The sequence below is a fragment of the Sphingomonas sp. PAMC 26617 genome, from assembly GCF_000242835.1.
Classification (GTDB): Bacteria; Pseudomonadota; Alphaproteobacteria; order Sphingomonadales; family Sphingomonadaceae; genus Sphingomonas.
Map to the genome: position 1 here is coordinate 1,333,107 of NZ_JH594425.1, position 20,105 is coordinate 1,353,211.

Consider the following 20,105-nt stretch of genomic DNA (forward strand, 5'->3'; position numbering starts at 1 on the left):
CTTGGCAGAGCAAGTGCGTTACGGGCTGGTCGGCACCGGCATGATGGGGGTGGAGCATATCACCAACCTCGCGATCACGCCGGGCGCGGTGGTGACCGCGCTGGCCGATCCGGCGGAAGGCTCGCTCGGCTGGGCGCGCGACGCACTGGGCGACCGTGCGGGCGAGGCGACCGCGTTCGACTCGGTCGAGGCGCTTGCCAGCAGCGGCCTGTGCGATGCGGTGATCGTCTCCAGCCCGAACTATACGCATCGCAGCGTGCTCGAACCCTTGTTCGACGCCGGCCTCCACATCCTGTGCGAAAAGCCGCTCGCAACGACGCTGGACGACTGCCGCTGGATCGTGGAGCGCGCAGACCGCAGCGACCGCGTGTTCTGGACCGCGATGGAATATCGCTACATGCCGCCCGCCGCGGCGTTCATTGACGAGATCCGCAAAGGATCGATCGGCCGGCTGCAGATGCTGTCGATCCGCGAGCATCGTTTCCCGTTCCTCGTCAAGGTCGCGGACTGGAACCGCTTCAACCGCAACACCGGCGGGACGATGGTCGAGAAATGCTGCCATTTCTTCGACCTGATGCGGCTGATTACGCAGAGCGAAGCGGTGCGCGTCTATTGCTCGGGTGCGATGGACGTGAACCATGTCGATGAAACCTACGGCGGCGAGCGGCCCGACATCATCGACAACAGCTACACCACCGTCGATTTCGCCAACGGTGTGCGCGCGATGCTCGACCTGTCGATGTTCGCGGATGGCGCGGAAAACCAGGAGGAGATTACCGCGGTCGGCGACACGGCGCGGCTCGACGTGCTGATTCCGGAAGGCGCGCTGGTCCATTCGCCGCGTGTCGGGTTCCGTAATCCCAAACAGGCGACGCGGCGCGTGGTCGAGGTCGATCAGGCCGCGCTCGATGCGGGGAGCCATCACGGCTCGACCTTCTACGAGCATCAGCGGTTCAACGCAGCGGTGCGCGGGGCGGGGCCGGTCGAGGTGACCGCGCGCGACGGGATGCTCGCGGTCGCGATCGGAACGGCGGCGGAGATCAGCGCACGCGAGAAGCGCGTGGTGGAGATGAAGGAGCTGGGGTTCTGATCGTTTGATCCCGCTTTCCTTCCGTTCGTTTCGGGCGGGCAGGGCGCGACAAGCGCAGCTTTACGCCGGGCAAGACTGACAGCGGTGTCCGGGACCGCAAAAGATCAATACCCACCAAAGAAGTGGGAATATCGCACACGGGAGGGAATGATGATGACCAAGGGACGTTATCTCGCGGGGGCCGCCGGCTTCGCGCTGTTCGCCGCGACGCCGCTCTGGGCGCAGACCGCCGCCCCCGCGCCGGACCAGAAGCCCGCGCCGGTCGCCGAATCGACCGCGCCCGTTCCGAATGCCCCCGACGAAGCGCCCCCCGGCGACATCATCGTGACCGCGCAGAAGCGCTCCGAACGGCTGCAGGACGTGCCGGTCGCGGTCAGCGTCATTTCGGGCGACGCGCTCGCGAGCCAGGGGAAGGTCAGCCTCGAGGGCGCGCAATATCTCGTTCCCACGCTCAATTTCCTCAAGTCGGGGACGACGCTCAACCAGTCGCTGTTCCTGCGCGGGGTGGGGACGTCGACCTTCTCGATCGCGGGTGAACCGTCGATTTCGACCGTCGTCGACGGCGTTGTCTTCGCGCGCGCGGGCGAGGCGTTCGGCGATCTGGTCGACGTCGACCAGATCGAGGTGCTGCGCGGACCGCAGGGCACGCTGTTCGGCAAGAACGCGAGCGCGGGCGTGATCAACATCATCTCCAAGAAGCCGACCCGGACCTTCGGCGGCTATGTCGAGGCGGGGTTCTTCACCGACAGCGAATATCGCGGTCGCGCGGCGATCAACGTGCCGCTGGGGGACAGCGTGCGGTCGCGGCTGACGGGTTTCTACACCAATTACGACGGCAACATCCGCAACACCGCGGTCAACAAACTCGTCAACGGGTTCGAACATTATGGCGGCCGGTTGCAGGTCGACGCGGATGCCGGGCCGAACGTGAAGCTCGCGTTCATCGCGGATTATCACCACAATGATGACGATTGCTGCGGCGAAGTAATCGCGACCGGGCCGATCAACCCCGCGACCGGCGCGGTCGTCGCCAACCCGTCGTCGGGCGTGCTGCCGACCCCGCGCGGCGCGGATACGCGCTCGATCGCGCAGGATCTCGTCACGCGGACCAAGGAGACCGGTTACGGCTTTTCGCTCCAGGCGGACATCAGCGCGGGGACGCAGACCGTCACCTCGATCACCGCCTATCGCAACTACAAGAATACCGAGATCCGCGACGGCGATTTCCTCCCCGGCGCCTATGTCGGGTTCAACCAGCTCCACGATTTCGGGCCGCAGACCGGCGATACGTTCAGCCAGGAATTGCGGCTGACGTCGCCGGGCCACCAGTTCCTGACCTATGTGCTGGGCGCCTATTATTCGCGCGCGGCGAGCGAGCGCATCTTCACGCGCAACGACGTGGTCTGCAACACGACGCCGGGCACGACCCCCAACCCGCTGGTGCCGTGCGGCAGCGCGGGCGCGCCGCGCACGACCTCGCCAACGGGCACCGCCGATTTCGGCTCGGTGTTCAAGAACATGGCGCTGTTCGGCCAGGGCACGCTCAATCTTGCGGAGCGATTCCGGCTGATCGGTGGCCTGCGCTACACGGTCGACCAGCTCGACGTGTTCCATTCGCGCGTGACCGCGCTGGCCGGGCCGGGGATCAACGGCAATTTCGACCAGGGCGTGTACAACAATGGTCTCGGCGGCGGCGTCTCGAACGGCATCCCGTTCCGGGCCAAGGCGACCAACGAGAATCTGTCGGGCAAGGCGGGCGTGCAATATGACATCAGCCACGGGTCGACGGCGTATGCGACCTTCGCGCGCGGCTATAAGGGGCCGGCGTTCAACGTCTTCTACAATCTGACCGCTACGGGCACGAACACGATCGCACCCGAGACGTCCGATTCGTACGAGCTGGGCCTCAAGAACACTTTCCTCGACGGCAAGCTGACACTCAACCTCGCGGCTTATTATGCCAAATACCGCAACTTCCAGGCGAACAACCCGGATCTGGTGGCGGGCGTGGTGGTCACGCGCTTCACCAACGCGGGCGACGTGTCGACGCGCGGCGGCGAGCTCGACGCGACGTTCCGGCCGATCCGCGACCTGAACTTCACCGGCGGCGTCGCCTATACCGATGCGCATGTCGATCGGTTCAACGCGCCGCTTGGCGCGGCGGTGGTGCCCGCGGGGACGCCGCTCGGCTTTGCGCCCAAGTGGAAGGGCAACCTCAGCGCGGATTATCGGGTGCGGACCGGCGGGGTCGCGGATATCTTCCTCGGCGCGCAGGGGTCGTATCAGAGCAGCGAGCTCGGGCTGTTCTCGGCGGACGCGGTGCAGCGGCGGCTGGGGACGATCGGGGCGTACGGGTTGGTCAATCTGAGCGTCGGGCTGGCCACGCCGGACGATCACTACAAGCTGACCTTCCAGGTGCGGAACCTGTTCGACCAGAGCTTCGCCGCGTCGATCATCAACGGCGGGCCGGGGCAGGCGTATCGCTACCAGATCCCGCGCGATGCGGACCGGTATTTCGGCGTGACCGGGCGGGTGACGTTCTGAATGCTAGATCCTCCCCGGGACGGGGAGGGGGACCGCCAGCCTTCTTCAGGCTGGTGGTGGAGGGGGGCTCTCCGCGAGCGGAACGCGTGTGGCGAGAACCCCTCCACCATTCGCTAAATGCTCATGGTCCCCCTCCCCGTGCCGGGGAGGATTAGCGGTTCTGCGCCTTGTTCTACCGCGCAGGCGGGAGTCCGGGTTACAGGCGTGGCCCCGGTTCCACGGCGGCCTCGCACCTCCCACCGTTCGTCCTGAGTAGTGACCGAGTAGGCGAAGCCGTAGCGAGGGCGCGTATCGAAGGACAGGTTGCCGCGCGTGACGGTCCTTCGATACGCGCCCTCGATACGCCCCGAAGAGGGGCTACTCGGTCGCTACTCAGGACGAACGGTGGGGGTGAGGTTGGGACGGTGGGGGCGAGGCATGCAACCGGTCCCCCCCTTAATGCGCGACCACCAGCCCGTCCCCGCGTTCGCGTTCGTCGATCGGCACGATCCGCGGGATCAGCAAATGAATCGCGAGCAACGCCGCCAGATACGACCCTGCGCAGATCGCCAGCGCCGGCCGGTACCCCCAGCCATGCGCGAGCGCATAGGCCTGGAACTGGATCATTCCGATCGAGCACAGATTGCCGCAGAACGCCGCGATCCCGATCCCGCTGCCGACCGAGCGCGCGGGCGTATCGCTACCAGATCCCGCGCGATGCGGACCGGTATTTCGGCGTGACCGGGCGGGCGACGTTCTGAGGTATGGGTGGGCCTGCCCCCTTTAGCTGAGGCCTCTCACCTCCCACCGTTCGTCCTGAGTAGCGACCGAGTAGGCGAAGCCGTATCGAGGGCGGGTATCGAAGGACAGGTTGCCGCGCGTGACGGTCCTTCGATACGCGCCCTCGATACGCCCCGAAGAGGGGCTACTCGGTCGCTACTCAGGACGAACGGTGGGGGTGAGGTTGGGACGGTGGGGGCGAGGCATGCAACCGGTCCCCCCCTTAATGCGCGACCACCAGCCCGTCCCCGCGTTCGCGTTCGTCGATCGGCACGATCCGCGGGATCAGCAAATGAATCGCGAGCAACGCAGTCAGATACGACCCCGCGCAGATCGCCAGCGCCGGCCCGTACCCCCAGCCGTGCGCGAGCGCATAGGCCTGGAACTGGATCATCCCGATCGAGCAGAGGTTCCCGCAGAACGCCGCGATCCCGATCCGGCTGCCGACCGAGCGCGCGGGGGTAATGTCGGTCACCACCCCGAACACGTTGGTCGAGAACCCCTGGTGCGCGAACAGCACGAGGCCCAGCAGCAACGCCGCCGACCACGGGCTCGACACGCTCTGGACGAACACCACCGGCAGCACGAGCAGCGCATAGCCGAGCATCGTGACCTTGCGTGCGCGGTTCACGCTCCACCCCGCCGCCATCAGCCGCGAGGGGAGGAACCCGCCGGTCAGCGCGCCGCACGCCGCGAGCACATAGACCAGCGCCACCGGCATCCCGAGCTTGCCCTGTTCCATCCCGAACAGCCGGTGGAACAGATCGGGCAGCCACAGCAGCATGAAGAACCACACCTGATCCGACAGCACCTTGGCGATCGCGATTGCGAGCGTACCGCGCGTCCACAGCACTTTCAGCCACGGCACGGGGGCGGGCGCGACCGCGTCGAGCGCGACCGGCTGGACGCGGATCGAGAACCACACGACGACCCAGATCAGCCCGAGCCCGCCCGCGACGAGGAACGCCGCCTGCCACCCGAACGCGAGCGCCAATGCCGGAATGAACAAAGGCGTGACGATCGCGCCGATATTGGGCGCGGTATTGCCGATCCCGAGCGCGATCTGGCGGTCCTTGTGGTTGAAATAGGTCGCCGCCGACTTGACCGCGGCGGGCGTGCCGACCGATTCCGCGATCCCGAGCAGGATCCGCGCGGCGAAGAAGGCGGGGACGGTGGTGGCGAAGGCGTGCGCCATCCCAGCGAGGCTCCACACCAGCACTCCGAGCGCGAACCCGATCCGCAGGCCGACGCGGTCGAGGAACCAGCCGGTGCCGAGGAACGCGAACGCGGTCGCGATCTGGAAGGCGGTGCCCATGTTGGCATAGTCCTGGTCCGACCAGCGGAACTGCGCCTCGAGCGTGGGTTTCAGCAGCGCGAGGATCTGCCGGTCGACATAGTTGAGCATGACCGCGACGAACACCATCGCGACGATGATCCACCGGGCTGCGCCGCCTCGCATTGCCATATGCGCTCCACTCCTGTCTTTTTCTTGAGACAGCGTTGTCAGATATCGCTGCGTTCGGCTAGACCCGATCGCATTCCGTCGTCCGGTCTTGTCCCGGGGGCTGCCGCGCTCCAAGACATGAAGGTGCGGTGTGCGGCACGGTGAACCCCGGGACAAGCCCGGGGTGACGCAAAAAGGGTCGGTGAAGCGCGATGGCATCCAGGCAACCGAACCGTCCGCTGCCGATGGCGGCCGATCTCTACGGCGACCTGTACGGCGACGTCTCCGCAACGCCGAAACGCGACTGGCGGGGGTATGCGCCGGGGCTGGTGGTGGTCGTGATGGGGACGCTCGCCGCGGGGTTCCTGTCGGATCATTACGGCGTGCCACTGACGCTGATGGCGTTGCTGATCGGGCTCGCGCTCAACTTCCTCAGCGCGGATTCGCGGCTGACCCCGGGGCTGGCGTTCGCGTCGCGCTCGCTGCTGCGCTGGGGGATCGTGCTGGTCGGCGTACGGATCACCTTCGGGCAGATCGTCGCGCTCGGGCCGGTCGCGTTGCTGAGCGTCGTCGGGATCGTCGCGCTGACGATGGCGGTGGGGGTGTTCGCGGCGCGGCGGTTCGGCTTCGATACCGCGTTCGGGTTGCTCGCGGGCGGGTCGGTCGCGATCTGCGGTGCGAGCGCCGCAATGGCGCTGGCGACGACGCTTGGCGAGAAGCGCACGACGCAGGCACAACTGACGCTGGTGCTGGTCGGCATCTCCGCGATGAGCGCGTCGGCGATGATGCTCTACCCGCTGGTCGCGCATGCGCTCCACATGAGCGACCTGAAGGCGGGGTTCCTGCTCGGTGCGGCGATCCATGACGTCGCGCAGGCGCTGGGCGCGGGCTATTCCTACAGCGACGGCGCTGGCGGGATCGCCGCGATCGTCAAGCTGACGCGCGTCGCGCTGCTCGCCCCCGTGCTGGCGGTGGTCGCGGTGGGGCTGTCGCGGTTCGACCCGAACGGCGGGGCGGGCAAGGCGAAGGGGCCGGGGGTGCCGTGGTTCGTGGTCGGATTCTTCGTACTGGCGGGCATCAACTCGTTCGGCGTGATCCCGCCGATCGTCGCGACCGGCGCGGAAAAGGCGGCGGCGGCGATGCTTGCCGCCGCAGTGACCGCGACCGCGATCCGCTCGCCGCTCGCGCAATTGCTCGAGGCCGGGCCCAAGCCGTTGCTGGTGATCCTGATCGCGACGCTGGCGGCGTTTGCGCTCTCCCTCGGGTCGGCGGTGTTCCTGATCGGGTAGGGAGCGGGCGGCTTACGCGGCCCCTGGCGACTCGCCGAACACCCCGATCTCGCGCCCGCCTTCCGACGACAGCCGCGCGCGGTACAGGCCGGGGGTGGTGAAATGCCATGCCGCGGTGCCATCGGGCGCCGCGACGATCACCCCGCCGGTCCCGCCCATCGCGCGCACTTCGTCGAGCACGGCCCGGGCCGCTTCGGTCACCGGCATGCCGCCGATCCGCGCGCGCGCGCAGATTTCGTGCGCGACGCCGACGCGGATGAAGAATTCGCCCGACCCTGTGCACGACACCGCGCCCGCGCGATCATCGGCATAGGTGCCCGCGCCGATCAGCGGCGAATCGCCGATCCGGCCCCAGCGCTTGCCCGTGACGCCCCCGGTCGAAGTCGCGGCGGCGACATGGCCGTGCGAATCGCACGCGACCGCGCCGACCGTGCCGTATTTCATGTCGACGTCGAACGCGCCGCCGCCCGCGAGCATTTCCTCGAGTTGCGCGCGGCGTTCGGGGAGGACGAGCCAGTCCTGCGTCGCCGCCTCGCAACCCTGTTCGCGCGCGAACGTGTCTGCGCCCGCGCCGCTCAGCAGCACATGCGGGCTGTGCGCCATCACCGCGCGCGCCAGGGACACGGGATGCCGCGTCGCGGTGACGCCGGCGACCGACCCGGCGTTGCGGTCGCGCCCGTCCATGATCGCGGCGTCCAGCTCGGCGATCCCGTCGTGCGTCAGCGCGGCACCGCGGCCGGAATTGAAGTGCGGATCGTCTTCCAGCACGCGCACCGCCGCCTCGACCGCGTCGAGCGCGCTGCCGTCGCCTGCCAGCACCGCTGCCCCCGCATCGAGCGCGCGACCGAGCGCCTCGGTCGCCCCCTCGACCTGCGCGGGGGTGAGCGTCGCGGGCGTCATTTGCCCGGCACCGCCGTGGAGCATCAGGGTCCAGCTCATGTCGTGTGTTCCTTGTGCGGGAAGGGACGCAGCCCGATCAGCGGCCGCAGCCAGCCGATCTCGCGCCCGATCAGGTAAAACAGCCAGCAGCCACCGATCGTCGCGACGACGAGCACCGCGAATTCGGCGAGCGGCGACAAGGCGAATGGCAGCAATGCGCCCTCGACCCCGACGATGATCGTCTGGTGGATGATGTAGAAGGGAAACACCGCCTCGGTCAGCGTCCGCCGCCAGCGCCGGTCGAAATTGAGGAAGCGGTCGGCCAGCGCGATCAGCGCGACGACCATGCTCCACCCCTGGACCGCGCGCGACACCGCGAACAGCGTGCCATAGGGCCAGCCGGGCATGCTTCCGCCCGGCCAGCGCAGCTCGATCGCGGCGGCGACCGCGTAGCTTGCGACCGCGACGATCAGAGCCGCGGGCCACCAGCGATGGATCGCCGCAAGTGCCGCGGGCGAGCCGGCAAGCGCGAAGCCGAACAGGAAGCCGGGAAGATATTGCGCATGCGACACGCTGTCGCGGACGAGGTCGTTGGTCGGCCCGATTCCGGGGAACAGCCACGCGCTGACCAGCACCAGCCACGCCATCGGCAGCAGCCACACCAGCACCGTGCCGAACACCCGGTCGAACAGCGGCTGCAGGCTCCGCCGCCCGACCAGCGCGACGCCTACCACCAGCAGCATCGTGTACAGCCAGAGATAGCCGACGAACCACAGATGCTGCCACGTCGGCAGCGGCAGCCCACGCACGCGCGCGAAGCGGAAATAGTCGTGGAGCAGGAAATAGCCGAAGTCGTGGGCGTAGCCGCGCTGCGTCGTCAGCTCGATCCACGGCTGGATCGGCACGACGACCAGCACCCCGAACAGCAATGGGAGCAGCAGCCGCCACGTCCGGTTGCGCGCGAACCGGCCCGCGCCGTGCCCGCGCGCCAGCAACGCGCGGCTGGCATAGCCCGAGACGACGAACAGCAGCAGCAACCGCCAGCTGTTGAGTGCGAGCATCGGCACCACCACCCAGGGGATCGGGTGCGCGGTCTTGGCGTGATAGCCCCAAGGGACGAACACCATGCCGATATGGTAGAAGATGAGCAGGCCGAACGCGCCGATTCGCAGCCAGTCCAGACCATAATGCCGTTCCATCGCGCTTCCCTTAGCCGATGATCGCGCTTTGGCCAGCGCGACCGGGCGAGTGCCCACGCTTTCGCGCGGCAAAAGGTTCCCGTTCGGCGATCGAGACGCTATATCGGCCCCGCAGCGAAGGAAATTCTCCCCATGTCCCTACGTCCGTGGCGCGATATCATGCGCCGTCAGTCCCGCCAGATCATGGTCGGCAACGTGCCGGTCGGCGGCGACGCGCCCGTCACCGTCCAGACAATGACCAACACGCCGACCAGCGACCCGCGCGCGACGATCGACCAGATCCGCCGCTGCGAGGACGCTGGCGTCGACCTGATCCGCGTCTCCTGCCCCGACGTCGAGAGCACCGCCGCGCTGAAGCAGATCGTCCGCGCGAGCCGCGTGCCGATCATCGCGGACATCCATTTCCACTACAAGCGCGCGCTCGAAGCCGCAGACGCGGGCGCGGCGTGCCTGCGGATCAACCCGGGCAATATCGGCTCGGCGTCTCGCGTGCGCGAAGTGATCGACGCCGCCAAGTCGAACGGCTGTGCGATCCGGATCGGCGTCAACGGCGGCAGCCTCGAGAAGCATCTGCTCGAAAAATACGGCGAGCCGTGCCCGGATGCTTTGGTCGAATCGGCGATGGATCACATCAAGATCCTGCAGGACCATGATTTCCACGAGTTCAAGGTCGCGGTGAAGGCGTCCGACTTCTTCCTCGCGGTCGCCGCCTATCATCAGCTGGCGGAGCAGGTCGATTGCCCGCTGCACTTGGGCATTACCGAGGCCGGTGGATTCGTCGGCGGGACGGTCAAGTCGTCGATCGGGATCGGCTCGCTGTTGTGGGCCGGGATCGGCGACACGATCCGCGTCTCGCTTTCGGCTGAGCCCGAGGACGAAGTCCGCGTCGGGTTCGAGATCCTCAAGTCACTCGGCATCCGCAACCGCGGCGTGCGAGTCGTGTCGTGCCCGTCGTGCGCGCGGCAGGGGTTCGACGTGATCCGCACCGTGCAGGCTTTGGAAGAGCGGCTCCAGCATATCCGCACGCCGATGTCGCTGTCGGTGCTCGGCTGCGTCGTCAACGGCCCCGGCGAGGCGCGCGAGACCGACATCGGGCTGACCGGTGGCGGCAACGGCAAGCACATGGTGTATCTGTCGGGCGTGACCGACCACACGGTCAACAGCGAGGACATGCTCGAACACATCGTCAAGCTGGTCGAGGACAAGGCCGCGTCGATCGAGGCGCATGAGGCGGCGCTGGCCGCGGCTGCACCGGTGCCCGTGGCGGCGGAATAGGTCCTGTGGTACATGTCAGGTCTCGGGAGGCCTGACATGACCTATCATGCCAAAGTGATCGCTGGCGGTACGATTGCCATCCCTCCGGAACTCCTTGCGGAATTGGGGATCAAGGAAGGCGACTCGCTGGTGATCGAACGGGCGGAGGATGGCGGCTTGATCGTCAAGACCTACGCGCAGATCGTCAAAGAGGTGCAGCGTACGTTTCGCGCGATGTTGCCACCCGACTATAGCGGCAGCATGGTCGATGAACTGATCGCGGAACGGCGGGCGGAAGCCGCGCGCGAAGAGGCCGATCTGGAAGATTGGATGCGGACGCACCAGGCGCAATGAGCGTGGTTATGGATGCATCCGCGGTGCTTGCGATCCTTTTTGGGGAACGTGGCGCGGACGTGGCTGCCGCCTCGGCGCGCGGCGCACGGCTTTCCGCAGTCAATCTGACCGAAATTCTGGAGAAGATCGCCCGCAGGACCGGCACTTGCGACGCGGTACTGCCGACACTGGCCGAACTGAAGATCGACATTGTTCCGTTCGATCAGCATCAGGCGCGCCTGGCGGCTGATCTCAAGCCCCAAGTCGGCAAGAATGATTCGTTTGCCGATCGCGCCTGTCTGTCTCTCGCACTTTCCTGTGCGCTGCCGGTCGTTTCTGCAGATCGCGCCTGGGTCGACCTCGATATCGGAGTCGATATCCGCATGATCCGGTAACGCGCTTCTGCGTTACGCGTGACGTGGGCGGCGCTCCTCACTATGGGGCAGCGATGCGGCCTGTTTCCTCCTCTCACGCCTTCTCGGTCGCCGCGATCGGTATCGGCACCTATTCGGCGATGGACGTCCTGATGAAGGGCCTCAGCATCACCAGCGGCGCGTATAGCGCGGTGCTGTGGCGCTCCTTCGTCGGGGTCATGCTGCTCGGCACGGTGTTCCTGCTCAGGCGGCGGGCCTTCCCGGGGCGGGCGGCGTTGAAGCTCCATGCGCTGCGTGGGGCGACCGGGGGGATTTCGGTCCTGCTGTTCTTCTGGGGGCTCGTCCGCGTCCCGATGGCGCAGGGGGTCGCGCTGACTTTTCTCGCGCCGCTGATCGCGCTGTTCTTCGCCGCGGTCCTGCTCGGCGAGACGATCCGGCGTGCGGCGATCCTCGGCTCGGTGATCGCAAGCCTCGGCGTGCTCGCGATCGCGGCGGGGGAGGTGCAGGGGCATGCCTCGACCGCCCATGTGCTCGGCTCGGTCGCGATCTTCGCGGCGTCGATCTTCTACGCCTATTCGCTGATCCTGCTGCGGCAACAGGCGCAGGTCGCCGATCCGCTCGAGGTTGCGCTTTTCACGAGCATCGTGCTCACCGCCCTGTTGCTCGTGGGAGCCTGGTGGTTCGCCGAGGTCCCGAACGTGGCGCAACTCCCCGCGATCGGTGGCGCCGCGGTGCTCGGGTCGATTTCGGCGATGGCGCTCGCCTGGGCATACAGCCATGCCGAGGCGCAAGTGCTCGCCCCGGTCGAATATACCGCGTTCCTATGGGCGGGGCTGTTCGGCTGGTGGGTGTTCGACGAGCGTGTCTCGCTCTACACCCTTGCCGGCGCGGCCCTCATCATTGCGGGCTGCGTCTTCGCCATTCGCGGCCCCGCCGCACCCGCCCCCCAGACCGAGGCCGCCGCATGATCGAAATTCGCCCCGCCACCGCCGACGACGTCGCGCTGATCCTGCATTTCGTCCGCGAACTGGCCGAATTCGAGCGTGCCGCCGACAAGGTCGTCGCGACCGAGCCGTTGCTCCACGACGCCCTGTTCGGTGCGCATCCCGCAGCGGAGGCGGCGATCGCGTCGCTCGACGGGACGCCGGTCGGGATGGCGCTGTTCTTCCACAATTTCTCGACCTGGACCGGGTGGCGCGGGCTGTATCTCGAGGATCTCTACGTCACCCCCGAGGCGCGCGGCAGCGGTGTCGGCAAGGCGTTGCTCAAGCATCTCGCCGCGCTTGCGGTCGAGCGCGGGTGCACGCGGTTCGAATGGTCGGTGCTCGACTGGAACGAAAAGGCGATCGCCTTCTACCGTTCGGTCGGCGCGCTGCCGATGGAGGAATGGACCGTCTACCGCGTCACCGGCGATGCGCTCGCGACGCTCGCGGACAAGGCCTGATGGCGGTCGACCCGGGACTGATCGCCTGGGTCGAGGAGGCGCTCGCGCCGGTCGGCGGGGTGACGAAGCGCGCGATGATGGGCGGGGCAACGCTCTATCTCGACGGGACGATCTTCGGGATCGTCGCGGGCGATCTGCTGTGGTTCAAGGCGGATGCGGAAAGCGATGCGGCCTGGGATGCCGCCGGGTGTGCGCGCTTCAGCTACGACATGGGGGAAGGGCGGACGGGCACGATGAACTACCGTCGCGCGCCGGATGACGTGTATGACGATGCCGATGCGTTGCGCGACTGGGCGCTGATCGGGGTTGCGGCGGGAATGCGTGCGCCGGTGAAGCGGAAGAAGCCGGCGAAGTCACCGGGCCCATAACCGTCACCCCGGCTTCTCCGGGGTGACGGGGATATGGCCCGTGCGCGCACGCACGGGCGCGTGTGTCAGGCGTCGACGTCCATGCCCGGAGCCGGATCGCCTGCCTTCTTGGCCTCTTCATACCGCTCGATCGCCTCGATCACGACCTTGCGCGCTTCCTCGCGGTCGCCCCACTTGCCGACGCGGACCCACTTCTTCTTTTCCAGGTCCTTATAGTGGGTGAAGAAATGCTCGATCTGCTCGAACACGATCTCGGGCATATCGCCGCGCTCGTTGACGTTCGAATAATAGGGGAAGGTCGAGTCGACCGGCACGCACACGAGCTTCTCGTCGCCGCCGGCTTCGTCTTCCAGGTTGAGCACCGCGATCGGCCGCGCGCGGACGACGCAACCCGGGATGAACGGCGAGCGCGCGACGACGAGCGCGTCGAGCGGATCGCCATCGGGCGACAGCGTATGCGGCACGAAGCCATAGTTCGCCGGATAGCGCATCGGCGTGTGGAGGATGCGGTCGACGAACAGCGCGCCGCTTGCCTTGTCGAACTCATATTTCACCGGCTCGCCACCGGTGGGGACTTCGATGATGACGTTGAGGTCGTCCGGCGGGCTCTTCCCGACCGGGATCATGTCGATGCGCATTGAGTCGTCCTGTCTTGACTTGATTTGGGTTAATGCAAAAGTAAGCCTGCTATCCTGCCTTTAGCGGGGCATCAGCAGACGATCCAGACCGCCTTCGCCCGTCCCGCTCTTCTCGAGCCGTGGATAGCGCAGCCCACCGTGATACTCGAGAGCGACCGGCGCGATCGTATCGTTCGCCTTGATTAGCAGCGTGATCGGCGCCTTGCCGGTCTTGGCGGCGGTGATCGCGGCTTTCAGCGCGGTGTCCGAATAGCTCGTGCCGTTGACCGCGACGATGCTGTCGCCGACCGTGATCCCCGCCTTGAACGCCGGGCTGTCCCAGCCGACGCCGGTCACGCCGCCCTCCTTGTTGAGCGAAACGCCGATCGAATAGGTGAGGTCGGTCGTCTTGCGGGTCGACTCGGCGTTCTTGAACGTAAGCGTCGGCTCCTCGCTGTAGACGAGCTTGTAGCCGTTGGTCTCGAACCCGGTAATCGGCGCACGCGCGCCGGTTTCGGTGAGGCGCTTGGTCAGCAGGCCCGCCCAGTCATAGGGCTGGATCGCCTGGAGCGTCTTGACGACGTCGTCGAACGTGTAGGTGACTTCGCCATAATCGCCATCGGTCAGCCCGAAGAAGGCGCGGCCGAAATCGTCGATCGACTTCTTGCCACCCGACTGGCGGCGCAGGATCGAGTCGACCTCCATCCACACCAGCAGCCCTTCGTTATAATAGTCTTCCGAGCGCTGGTAGCTGGTCCAGCCCTTCGGACGACGCTGCGAGATGACCGGATCGTTCGTGGTGTCGACCATGTCGCGCCAGGTGCGCGCCGGGCGGTTGTCGAGGCTTGCGAGGATCATCGCATAGCCGTCGAGCGTGTCCTGTTTCGAGACGATTCCCGACCGCGCCTGGAGCACATAGCCCCAGAATTGCGTCTGCCCTTCATAGACCCACAGCAGGCTGCCGCGCATCGGCATGCGGAAATCGGGGGTCCACAGGTCCGCGCCGCGGCGAAACTTGCCGTCCCAGCTGTGATTATATTCGTGCGGCAGCAGGTTGCGCGGCCCCGGGCCGTCGTTCCACTTGGTGAAATAGCCGAGCTTGACGCCGTCTTCCGACGAGCGGTGATGCTCGAGCCCGATCCCGCCCATCAGGTCCGAGATCGACAGCAGGAATTCATAGGTGTCGTAATGCTGCGACCCGTAGAGCTTGACCGCCTGGTCGACGAGCCGCTTGTGCGCGGCGATCTGCTCCGGCGTCGCGGCGAGCTCGGCGGCGGTGTCGGCATAGACGTCGAGGTTGACGCGCGGGCTCAGCGCCCACTGCTTGTAATAGCGCCCCGCGAGGACGGGGGAATCGACCAGCACTTCGTAATTGGTCTTCTCGTACGAATAGGTCGCGCCGTTCGCCTTCGACGGCAGGCCCGACGAGGCGGTGAACCCAGCGGGATATTTGACCGTCGCCTTCACCGGGATCTGCCGGGTGAAATAGCCCGCCGGGTACAGGCTCATCGAGTTCCACTGGAGCCGCAGCATGTTGGGGGTCATCACGATCGAGCCCTGGTCTTCCTTCGTCGCCGACAGGAATTGCAGGTCGATGTCGAGCTTGCTCACGCCCACGGGCACGTCGATGTGATAGGCGTAGACGTCGACCGGATCGCGCGTCCACGCGAGCTCCTTGCCGCCCGCACGGATGTGCAGCGCGGCGAGCTTGTCGAGCTGGCCGGTCGGCGAATGGTTGCCGGGCAGCCACTTGGGGAACAGCAACGTCATTGCCCCCGCCTGCACCCCGGTCAGCGTCTCGCGCGTGGTGAAGATCCCGCGGGTCGTGTCGGTCGCGTCGATGTCGAGCGTCATCGTGCCGGGGAAGGGCACGTCCTGCGCGGCCGGGATCGTGTCGACGATCGGCACCGGCTGCGGCTTGGAGTTCTCCGCCAGCACCGGCGCGGTGGTGGACAGCAGGACGGCGGTGAGCGCGACGCGACGGATCATGCAGGGGACTTTCGCATTGGGAGGAAAGGAAATTACGCTGTTACGGTGACTTAAGCGGGCAAGGCGGCGCGCGTCCAGCCCATCAGCCGCCGCCGCTGCTGCTGCTGCCGAGCACGTTGATCGAGAAGGCGAGCACGCCGATGTTGAAGACGAACGCGGCAAGGCATTGCCCGAGCACGGTCCGCCGCACCCGCCGCGACGAGATTTCGACGTCCGAGGTCTGGAAGGTCATCCCCAGCGTGAAGCTGAAATAGAGGAAGTCCCAGTAATCGGGCTCGTCGCATTTGGGGAAATCGATCCCGCCGCTGTCCTTTCCGTCGTCTTCGTCGTCGGAATAGAAGAGATGCGCATAATGCATCGCGTAGATGGTGTTCGAGAACAGCCACGCCACCACCAGCGTCCCGATGATCAGCAGTGTGCCGATCAGGTTGGTCTTGCCCTGCGTCTCCTTGAACACCGACGTCAGGATGACGAGCATCGTCAGCCCGGTCAGCACGAGCAGGCCGGCGCGGTTCGCATCGTTCGCAGCCGCCTGCTTGCGCATCGCCCCGGCCTCGCCCCGGCGCAACAGCGGCAGGATCGCGACCAGGAAGAAGACGCCCGCGACATCGAACGACGCCATCGTCCCACGACCCCAACCGAGCGGCGGGATCGCGACGAACAGCCCGGCAACGAACAGCAACGTGAAGAGGATGAAGCGGGGCGGAGCAACCTTGTTGCCGATGTCGAAAACCATGACGCGGGTGTTGCAGAGCTTTCGCGCCGCCGCAATCCCGCGTGTTACAGGTGCAGCGCACGCCGCGCCATGACGCCGGCGATGAACAGCAGATACACGCCGAACACGCGCTTGAGCGGTTCGGCGGGGAGCGCGTGCGCGGCGGCGACGCCGAGCGGCGCGGTCAGGATCGACATCGACGTGATCACCACCGCGCCGAGCACGTTGACATAGCCCAGCGATCCGACCGGCAACCCGGGCTTGCCGAGCCCGATCAGCACCCAGCCGATCGTCCCCGGCACCGCGATGATGAAGCCGAACCCCGCCGCGGTCGCGATCGCCTTGTGGATCGTGCGGCCGCACAGCGTCATCACGATCACCGCCACCGTCCCCCCGCCGATCCCGAGCAACGACGAGAACAGCCCGAGCGACCCGGCGATCGCGGCGCGGACACCTCCGCTCGGCATCGTGTCGCTGACCTGTCGCCGCGCGAGTTTCGGGACGAGGAAGTTGATCGACATCAGCGCGATCCCGCCCGCGAAGATCAGCGCGAGCGTCTGGCCGGTCATGCGCTGCGCGAGCACCACGCCGATCCCGACGCCGAGCACGATCCACGGTGCCCAGCTTCGCAGAATGGTGAAGTCGACCGCGCCGCGCCGCGCGTGCGCGAGCGTCGAGCGAAGCGCGGTGACGACGATCGTCGCGAAGGAGGTGCCGATCGCGACATGCGTATATTCGGCGGGATCGCCCCCGAGCAGCGGCAGCAGTGCGATCATCGCGGGGACCACGACGAACCCCCCGCCGATCCCGAACAGCCCCGCCGCAAACCCGGCGAACAGCCCGGCGGCGAGCAACGCGAGGATGACCGGCGCCCAGCCAAACATCGCGCTCATGCGGCGCGACCGTCGGGGTGTGGTGGCGGCGACGAAGGGCGGGGGGACAGGAGGCGCATCGAACCCTTTCCGAAAAGATCGGTGTGGCCCTGCGGATGCTGAAAAGGCGCTGTAACCGCGCCCGTTGCGGAGGATGCTGCGGCGCAGCGCGGAACGTGTCAAGCACCCCTATCCACCGCGGCGCGACAAGCATCTGGCGCAACGCGCGGGGCTCGCCTAGAGAATCGCAGGCTATGGCCCGTATCGAAACCCCCAAGCGTATCCGTGGAACGCAGGACATCTTTGGCGACGAGCAGCGCCGCTTCACCCGCGTGGTCGAGGCGTTTGATCGTGTCCGCAAATTATATTGCTTCCAGCGCGTCGACATCCCCGTGTTCGAGAGCACCGCAGTCTTCGCGCGCTCGCTCGGCGAGACGACCGATGTCGTGTCGAAGGAAATGTACACGTTCGAGGATCGCGGCGGTGATTCGCTGACGCTGCGCCCCGAATTCACCGCGGGGCTGGCGCGCGCCTATCTGACCGAGGGGTGGCAGCAATATGCCCCTTTGAAACTCGCGACGCACGGGCCCGTGTTCCGCTACGAACGCCCGCAAAAGGGGCGCTTCCGCCAGTTCCACCAGATCGACGCCGAGGTGATCGGCGCGGCCGAGCCCGCCGCCGATGTCGAGCTGCTCGTGCTGGCGGACCAGTTGCTGCATGAGCTGGGGATCGCGGATGGCGTGACGTTGCAGCTCAACACGCTGGGCGACGCCGAGACGCGCGATGCGTGGCGCGACGCGCTCGTCGCGCATTTCACCGCGCACAAGGATTCGCTGTCCGAGGACAGTGTCGCGCGTCTGGAACGCAACCCTTTGCGTATCTTGGACTCCAAGGATCCGCGAGACCGACCGATTGCCGACGCTGCGCCCGATATCGATGCCTATCTGACGGTGGAGGCGCGCGGCTTTTTCGATGCGGTGACCGCGGGGCTGGATGCGGCCGGCGTCGCGTGGACGCGCAACGCGCGGCTGGTGCGCGGGCTCGATTATTACCGGCACACCGCGTTCGAATTCGTCACCGACCGGCTTGGCGCACAAGGCACCGTGCTCGCTGGTGGGCGCTATGACGGGCTGGTCGGGTCGCTTGGCGGGCCTGAGACGCCGGGCGTCGGCTGGGCGGCCGGGATCGAGCGGCTGGCGATGTTGCTGGAGGAGCCTGCGGTCGACACGATCGATGTCGTGATTGCGGTCGAGGACGATGGCGCGATGTCCACGGCGTTTCGCGCGCTGAAGCTGTTCCGCGAGAACGGTCTCTCCGCCGAGATGGTCGCGACGGGCTCGCCACGCAAACGCTTCGACAAGGCGGCGAAGATGGGGGCGAAGGTCGTCGTCGGGCTGCGGCTCGACGGGGATGCACCCGTGTTCAGCACGCGCGCGGCGGCGGACGTTGTGGAACATGAAACGGTGAAGACGCTGACGCAGCGACTGGTCGCGGCATGATGACGTTTGTCTCACTCGCTTCCCCGGCGAAGGCCGGGGCCCAGTCGTGGAACGGCAATTGTTCTCGGGCAGTCCGCGCTTCCGTCGGCCATCCCGACTGGGCCCCGGCCTTCGCCGGGGAAGTGCCGAAGGTCGCCGGGGAAGTGCTGAAGGGTATGCGCACCGCATGAGCTCCATCTCCCCCGAACGGATCGCGCAGATCGAGGCGCGGCGTGACGAACTGTCCGCGTTGATGGCGACCGGCGACCTGCCGTCCGACCGGTTCGTCGCGGTGTCGAAGGAATATGCCGAGCTCGAACCGGTCGCGCGCGCGGCGGGCGAGGTGCGGCGGTTGCGCGCCGAGCTTGGCGTGCTCGCGGGCATGGAAGCCGATGACGACCCCGAGATCAAGACGATGGCGCGCGAGGAGATCGAGGCGATCCGCGGCACGCTCCCCGACGCCGAGCGCGCGCTGTCGCTCGCCTTGCTCCCGCGCGACGCGGCGGACGAACGCGCCGCGATGCTCGAGATCCGCGCGGGCACCGGCGGCGACGAGGCCGCCTTGTTCGCGGCCGACCTGTTCCGCATGTACCAGCGCTATGCCGAGGGGCAGGGGTGGAAGGTCGAGCTGATCTCCGCCTCGAGTTCCGAAAGCGGCGGGTTCAAGGAAGCGATCGCGTCGGTCGAGGGCAAGGGCGTGTTCGCCAAATTGAAGTTCGAAAGCGGCGTCCACCGCGTCCAGCGCGTCCCCGCGACCGAAGCGCAGGGGCGGATCCACACGTCCGCGGCAACCGTCGCGGTGCTGCCCGAGGCGGAGGAGGTCGACGTCAAGATCGACGACAAGGATCTGCGGATCGACGTCTATCGGTCGTCGGGGCCGGGCGGGCAGTCGGTCAACACGACCGATTCCGCGGTCCGTATCGTTCACATCCCGACCGGTCTGACGGTGATCCAGCAGGACGAGAAGTCGCAGCACAAGAACCGCGCCAAGGCGATGAAGGTCCTGCGCACGCGCCTGTACGAGGCGGAGCGCGAGCGGCTCCACACCGAACGCGCGGGGGCGCGCAAATCAATGGTCGGGTCCGGCGACCGGTCGGAGCGGATTCGCACCTATAATTTCCCGCAGGGGCGCGTCACCGATCACCGGATCAACCTGACGCTGCACCGGTTGCCGGAGATCTTGCAGGGTGAGATGGAAGAATTGCTCGGCGCGTTGATCGCGCAGGACGAAGCGGAGCGGCTGGCGTCGCTGGATGGCTGAGCCGGCGAACGGGGGAAAGCCCCTCCCCCTCGGGGGAGGGGTTGGGGTGGGGCCGTGCAGCGCGCCCGACCTCGGTGGTCTCTGCGAGGCTTCCCCCACCCCCGACCCCTCCCCTGAAGGGGAGGGGCGAGAAGCAGAAGCCATGCGCAAGCCCCTCCCCCTCGGGGGAGGGGTTGGGGTGGGGCCGTGCAGCGCG

The 20,105-nt window shown here is 67.0% G+C and carries 19 protein-coding genes; 11 read left to right on the top strand and 8 right to left on the bottom strand.

Features of this window, described 5'->3' with window-relative positions; translation table 11 throughout:
• Positions 1-13 precede the first annotated feature (13 nt).
• Together RH91_RS05865 and RH91_RS05870 are read left to right on the top strand one after the other, a co-directional pair.
• The gene (locus RH91_RS05865; protein ID WP_010161668.1) at positions 14-1,090 is read left to right on the top strand and encodes a Gfo/Idh/MocA family protein; all 1,077 of its coding nucleotides are present in this window, start codon (positions 14-16) and stop codon (positions 1,088-1,090) included.
• Positions 1,091-1,237: 147 nt separating this feature from the next.
• A complete protein-coding gene (locus tag RH91_RS05870) occupies positions 1,238-3,634 on the top strand; it encodes a TonB-dependent receptor (protein ID WP_010161669.1) in 2,397 nt (798 codons plus the stop codon).
• A 435-nt stretch (positions 3,635-4,069) separates the two neighbouring features.
• Here RH91_RS05870 and RH91_RS22265 read toward each other — a convergent pair whose 3' ends face one another.
• Complete coding sequence (locus tag RH91_RS22265; RefSeq protein ID WP_232283414.1) at positions 4,070-4,240, bottom strand: hypothetical protein; 171 nt, start codon at positions 4,238-4,240, stop codon at positions 4,070-4,072.
• A 376-nt stretch (positions 4,241-4,616) separates the two neighbouring features.
• Positions 4,617-5,858, bottom strand: coding sequence for an MFS transporter (locus tag RH91_RS05875; protein WP_010161670.1), 1,242 nt, complete (start codon positions 5,856-5,858; stop codon positions 4,617-4,619).
• 191 nt (positions 5,859-6,049) lie between these two features.
• Between RH91_RS05875 and RH91_RS05880 the strand changes: the two genes are divergently transcribed.
• Positions 6,050-7,126 carry a YeiH family protein gene (locus RH91_RS05880; protein WP_442852539.1) on the top strand — a complete coding sequence of 359 codons (1,077 nt, stop codon included), beginning with the start codon at positions 6,050-6,052 and terminating at the stop codon, positions 7,124-7,126.
• A gap of 12 nt (positions 7,127-7,138) precedes the next feature.
• Here RH91_RS05880 and RH91_RS05885 read toward each other — a convergent pair whose 3' ends face one another.
• Both RH91_RS05885 and RH91_RS05890 read right to left on the bottom strand, forming a co-directional pair.
• Positions 7,139-8,065, bottom strand: coding sequence for an isoaspartyl peptidase/L-asparaginase family protein (locus RH91_RS05885; protein ID WP_010161672.1), 927 nt, complete (start codon positions 8,063-8,065; stop codon positions 7,139-7,141).
• Entirely contained in the window at positions 8,062-9,204 is a 1,143-nt protein-coding gene (locus RH91_RS05890; RefSeq protein WP_010161673.1) for an acyltransferase family protein, read from the bottom strand. The genes RH91_RS05885 and RH91_RS05890 overlap by 4 nt, the downstream gene beginning before the upstream one ends.
• Positions 9,205-9,336: 132 nt before the next feature.
• Here RH91_RS05890 and ispG point away from each other — a divergent pair, with 132 nt between their 5' ends.
• From ispG to RH91_RS05920, 6 genes are read left to right on the top strand one after another with little or no spacing between them, the layout of a single operon-like run.
• Positions 9,337-10,479: a flavodoxin-dependent (E)-4-hydroxy-3-methylbut-2-enyl-diphosphate synthase gene (gene ispG / locus RH91_RS05895; RefSeq protein WP_026046324.1), complete on the top strand. Its 1,143-nt coding sequence runs from the start codon at positions 9,337-9,339 to the stop codon at positions 10,477-10,479.
• A 36-nt stretch (positions 10,480-10,515) separates the two neighbouring features.
• Positions 10,516-10,812 (top strand): AbrB/MazE/SpoVT family DNA-binding domain-containing protein, encoded by a 297-nt coding sequence (locus RH91_RS05900; RefSeq protein ID WP_010161676.1) that lies wholly within the window; start codon positions 10,516-10,518, stop codon positions 10,810-10,812.
• Positions 10,809-11,186, top strand: a complete 378-nt coding sequence (locus RH91_RS05905) for a PIN domain-containing protein (RefSeq protein ID WP_029623642.1) — start codon at positions 10,809-10,811, stop codon at positions 11,184-11,186. The genes RH91_RS05900 and RH91_RS05905 overlap by 4 nt, the downstream gene beginning before the upstream one ends.
• Positions 11,187-11,239: 53 nt before the next feature.
• Positions 11,240-12,133 carry a DMT family transporter gene (locus RH91_RS05910; RefSeq protein ID WP_029623643.1) on the top strand — a complete coding sequence of 298 codons (894 nt, stop codon included), beginning with the start codon at positions 11,240-11,242 and terminating at the stop codon, positions 12,131-12,133.
• Positions 12,130-12,609, top strand: a complete 480-nt coding sequence (locus RH91_RS05915) for a GNAT family N-acetyltransferase (RefSeq protein ID WP_010161679.1) — start codon at positions 12,130-12,132, stop codon at positions 12,607-12,609. Before RH91_RS05910 ends, RH91_RS05915 begins: the two co-directional genes overlap by 4 nt.
• Positions 12,609-12,977, top strand: coding sequence for a TfoX/Sxy family protein (locus tag RH91_RS05920; RefSeq protein WP_010161680.1), 369 nt, complete (start codon positions 12,609-12,611; stop codon positions 12,975-12,977). Before RH91_RS05915 ends, RH91_RS05920 begins: the two co-directional genes overlap by 1 nt.
• 65 nt (positions 12,978-13,042) lie before the next feature.
• On the opposite strand, the gene ppa is transcribed toward RH91_RS05920, so the two are convergent.
• The 4 genes from ppa to RH91_RS05940 all read right to left on the bottom strand — a co-directional run bounded on the left by ppa (position 13,043) and on the right by RH91_RS05940 (position 17,191).
• Positions 13,043-13,615, bottom strand: a complete 573-nt coding sequence (gene ppa, locus RH91_RS05925; RefSeq protein WP_010161681.1) for an inorganic diphosphatase — start codon at positions 13,613-13,615, stop codon at positions 13,043-13,045.
• Between the two features lie 60 nt (positions 13,616-13,675).
• The gene (locus RH91_RS05930; protein WP_010161682.1) at positions 13,676-15,583 is read right to left on the bottom strand and encodes a M61 family metallopeptidase; all 1,908 of its coding nucleotides are present in this window, start codon (positions 15,581-15,583) and stop codon (positions 13,676-13,678) included.
• A gap of 82 nt (positions 15,584-15,665) precedes the next feature.
• Positions 15,666-16,319: a DUF1345 domain-containing protein gene (locus tag RH91_RS05935; RefSeq protein WP_010161683.1), complete on the bottom strand. Its 654-nt coding sequence runs from the start codon at positions 16,317-16,319 to the stop codon at positions 15,666-15,668.
• Positions 16,320-16,363: 44 nt separating this feature from the next.
• Positions 16,364-17,191 (bottom strand): sulfite exporter TauE/SafE family protein, encoded by an 828-nt coding sequence (locus RH91_RS05940; protein WP_010161684.1) that lies wholly within the window; start codon positions 17,189-17,191, stop codon positions 16,364-16,366.
• A 233-nt stretch (positions 17,192-17,424) separates the two neighbouring features.
• Here RH91_RS05940 and hisS point away from each other — a divergent pair, with 233 nt between their 5' ends.
• Both hisS and prfA read left to right on the top strand, forming a co-directional pair.
• Entirely contained in the window at positions 17,425-18,669 is a 1,245-nt protein-coding gene (gene hisS, locus RH91_RS05945; RefSeq protein WP_010161685.1) for a histidine--tRNA ligase, read from the top strand.
• A gap of 166 nt (positions 18,670-18,835) precedes the next feature.
• Complete coding sequence (prfA, locus tag RH91_RS05950; protein ID WP_010161686.1) at positions 18,836-19,909, top strand: peptide chain release factor 1; 1,074 nt, start codon at positions 18,836-18,838, stop codon at positions 19,907-19,909.
• The last annotated feature ends 196 nt before the right edge of the window (positions 19,910-20,105 follow it).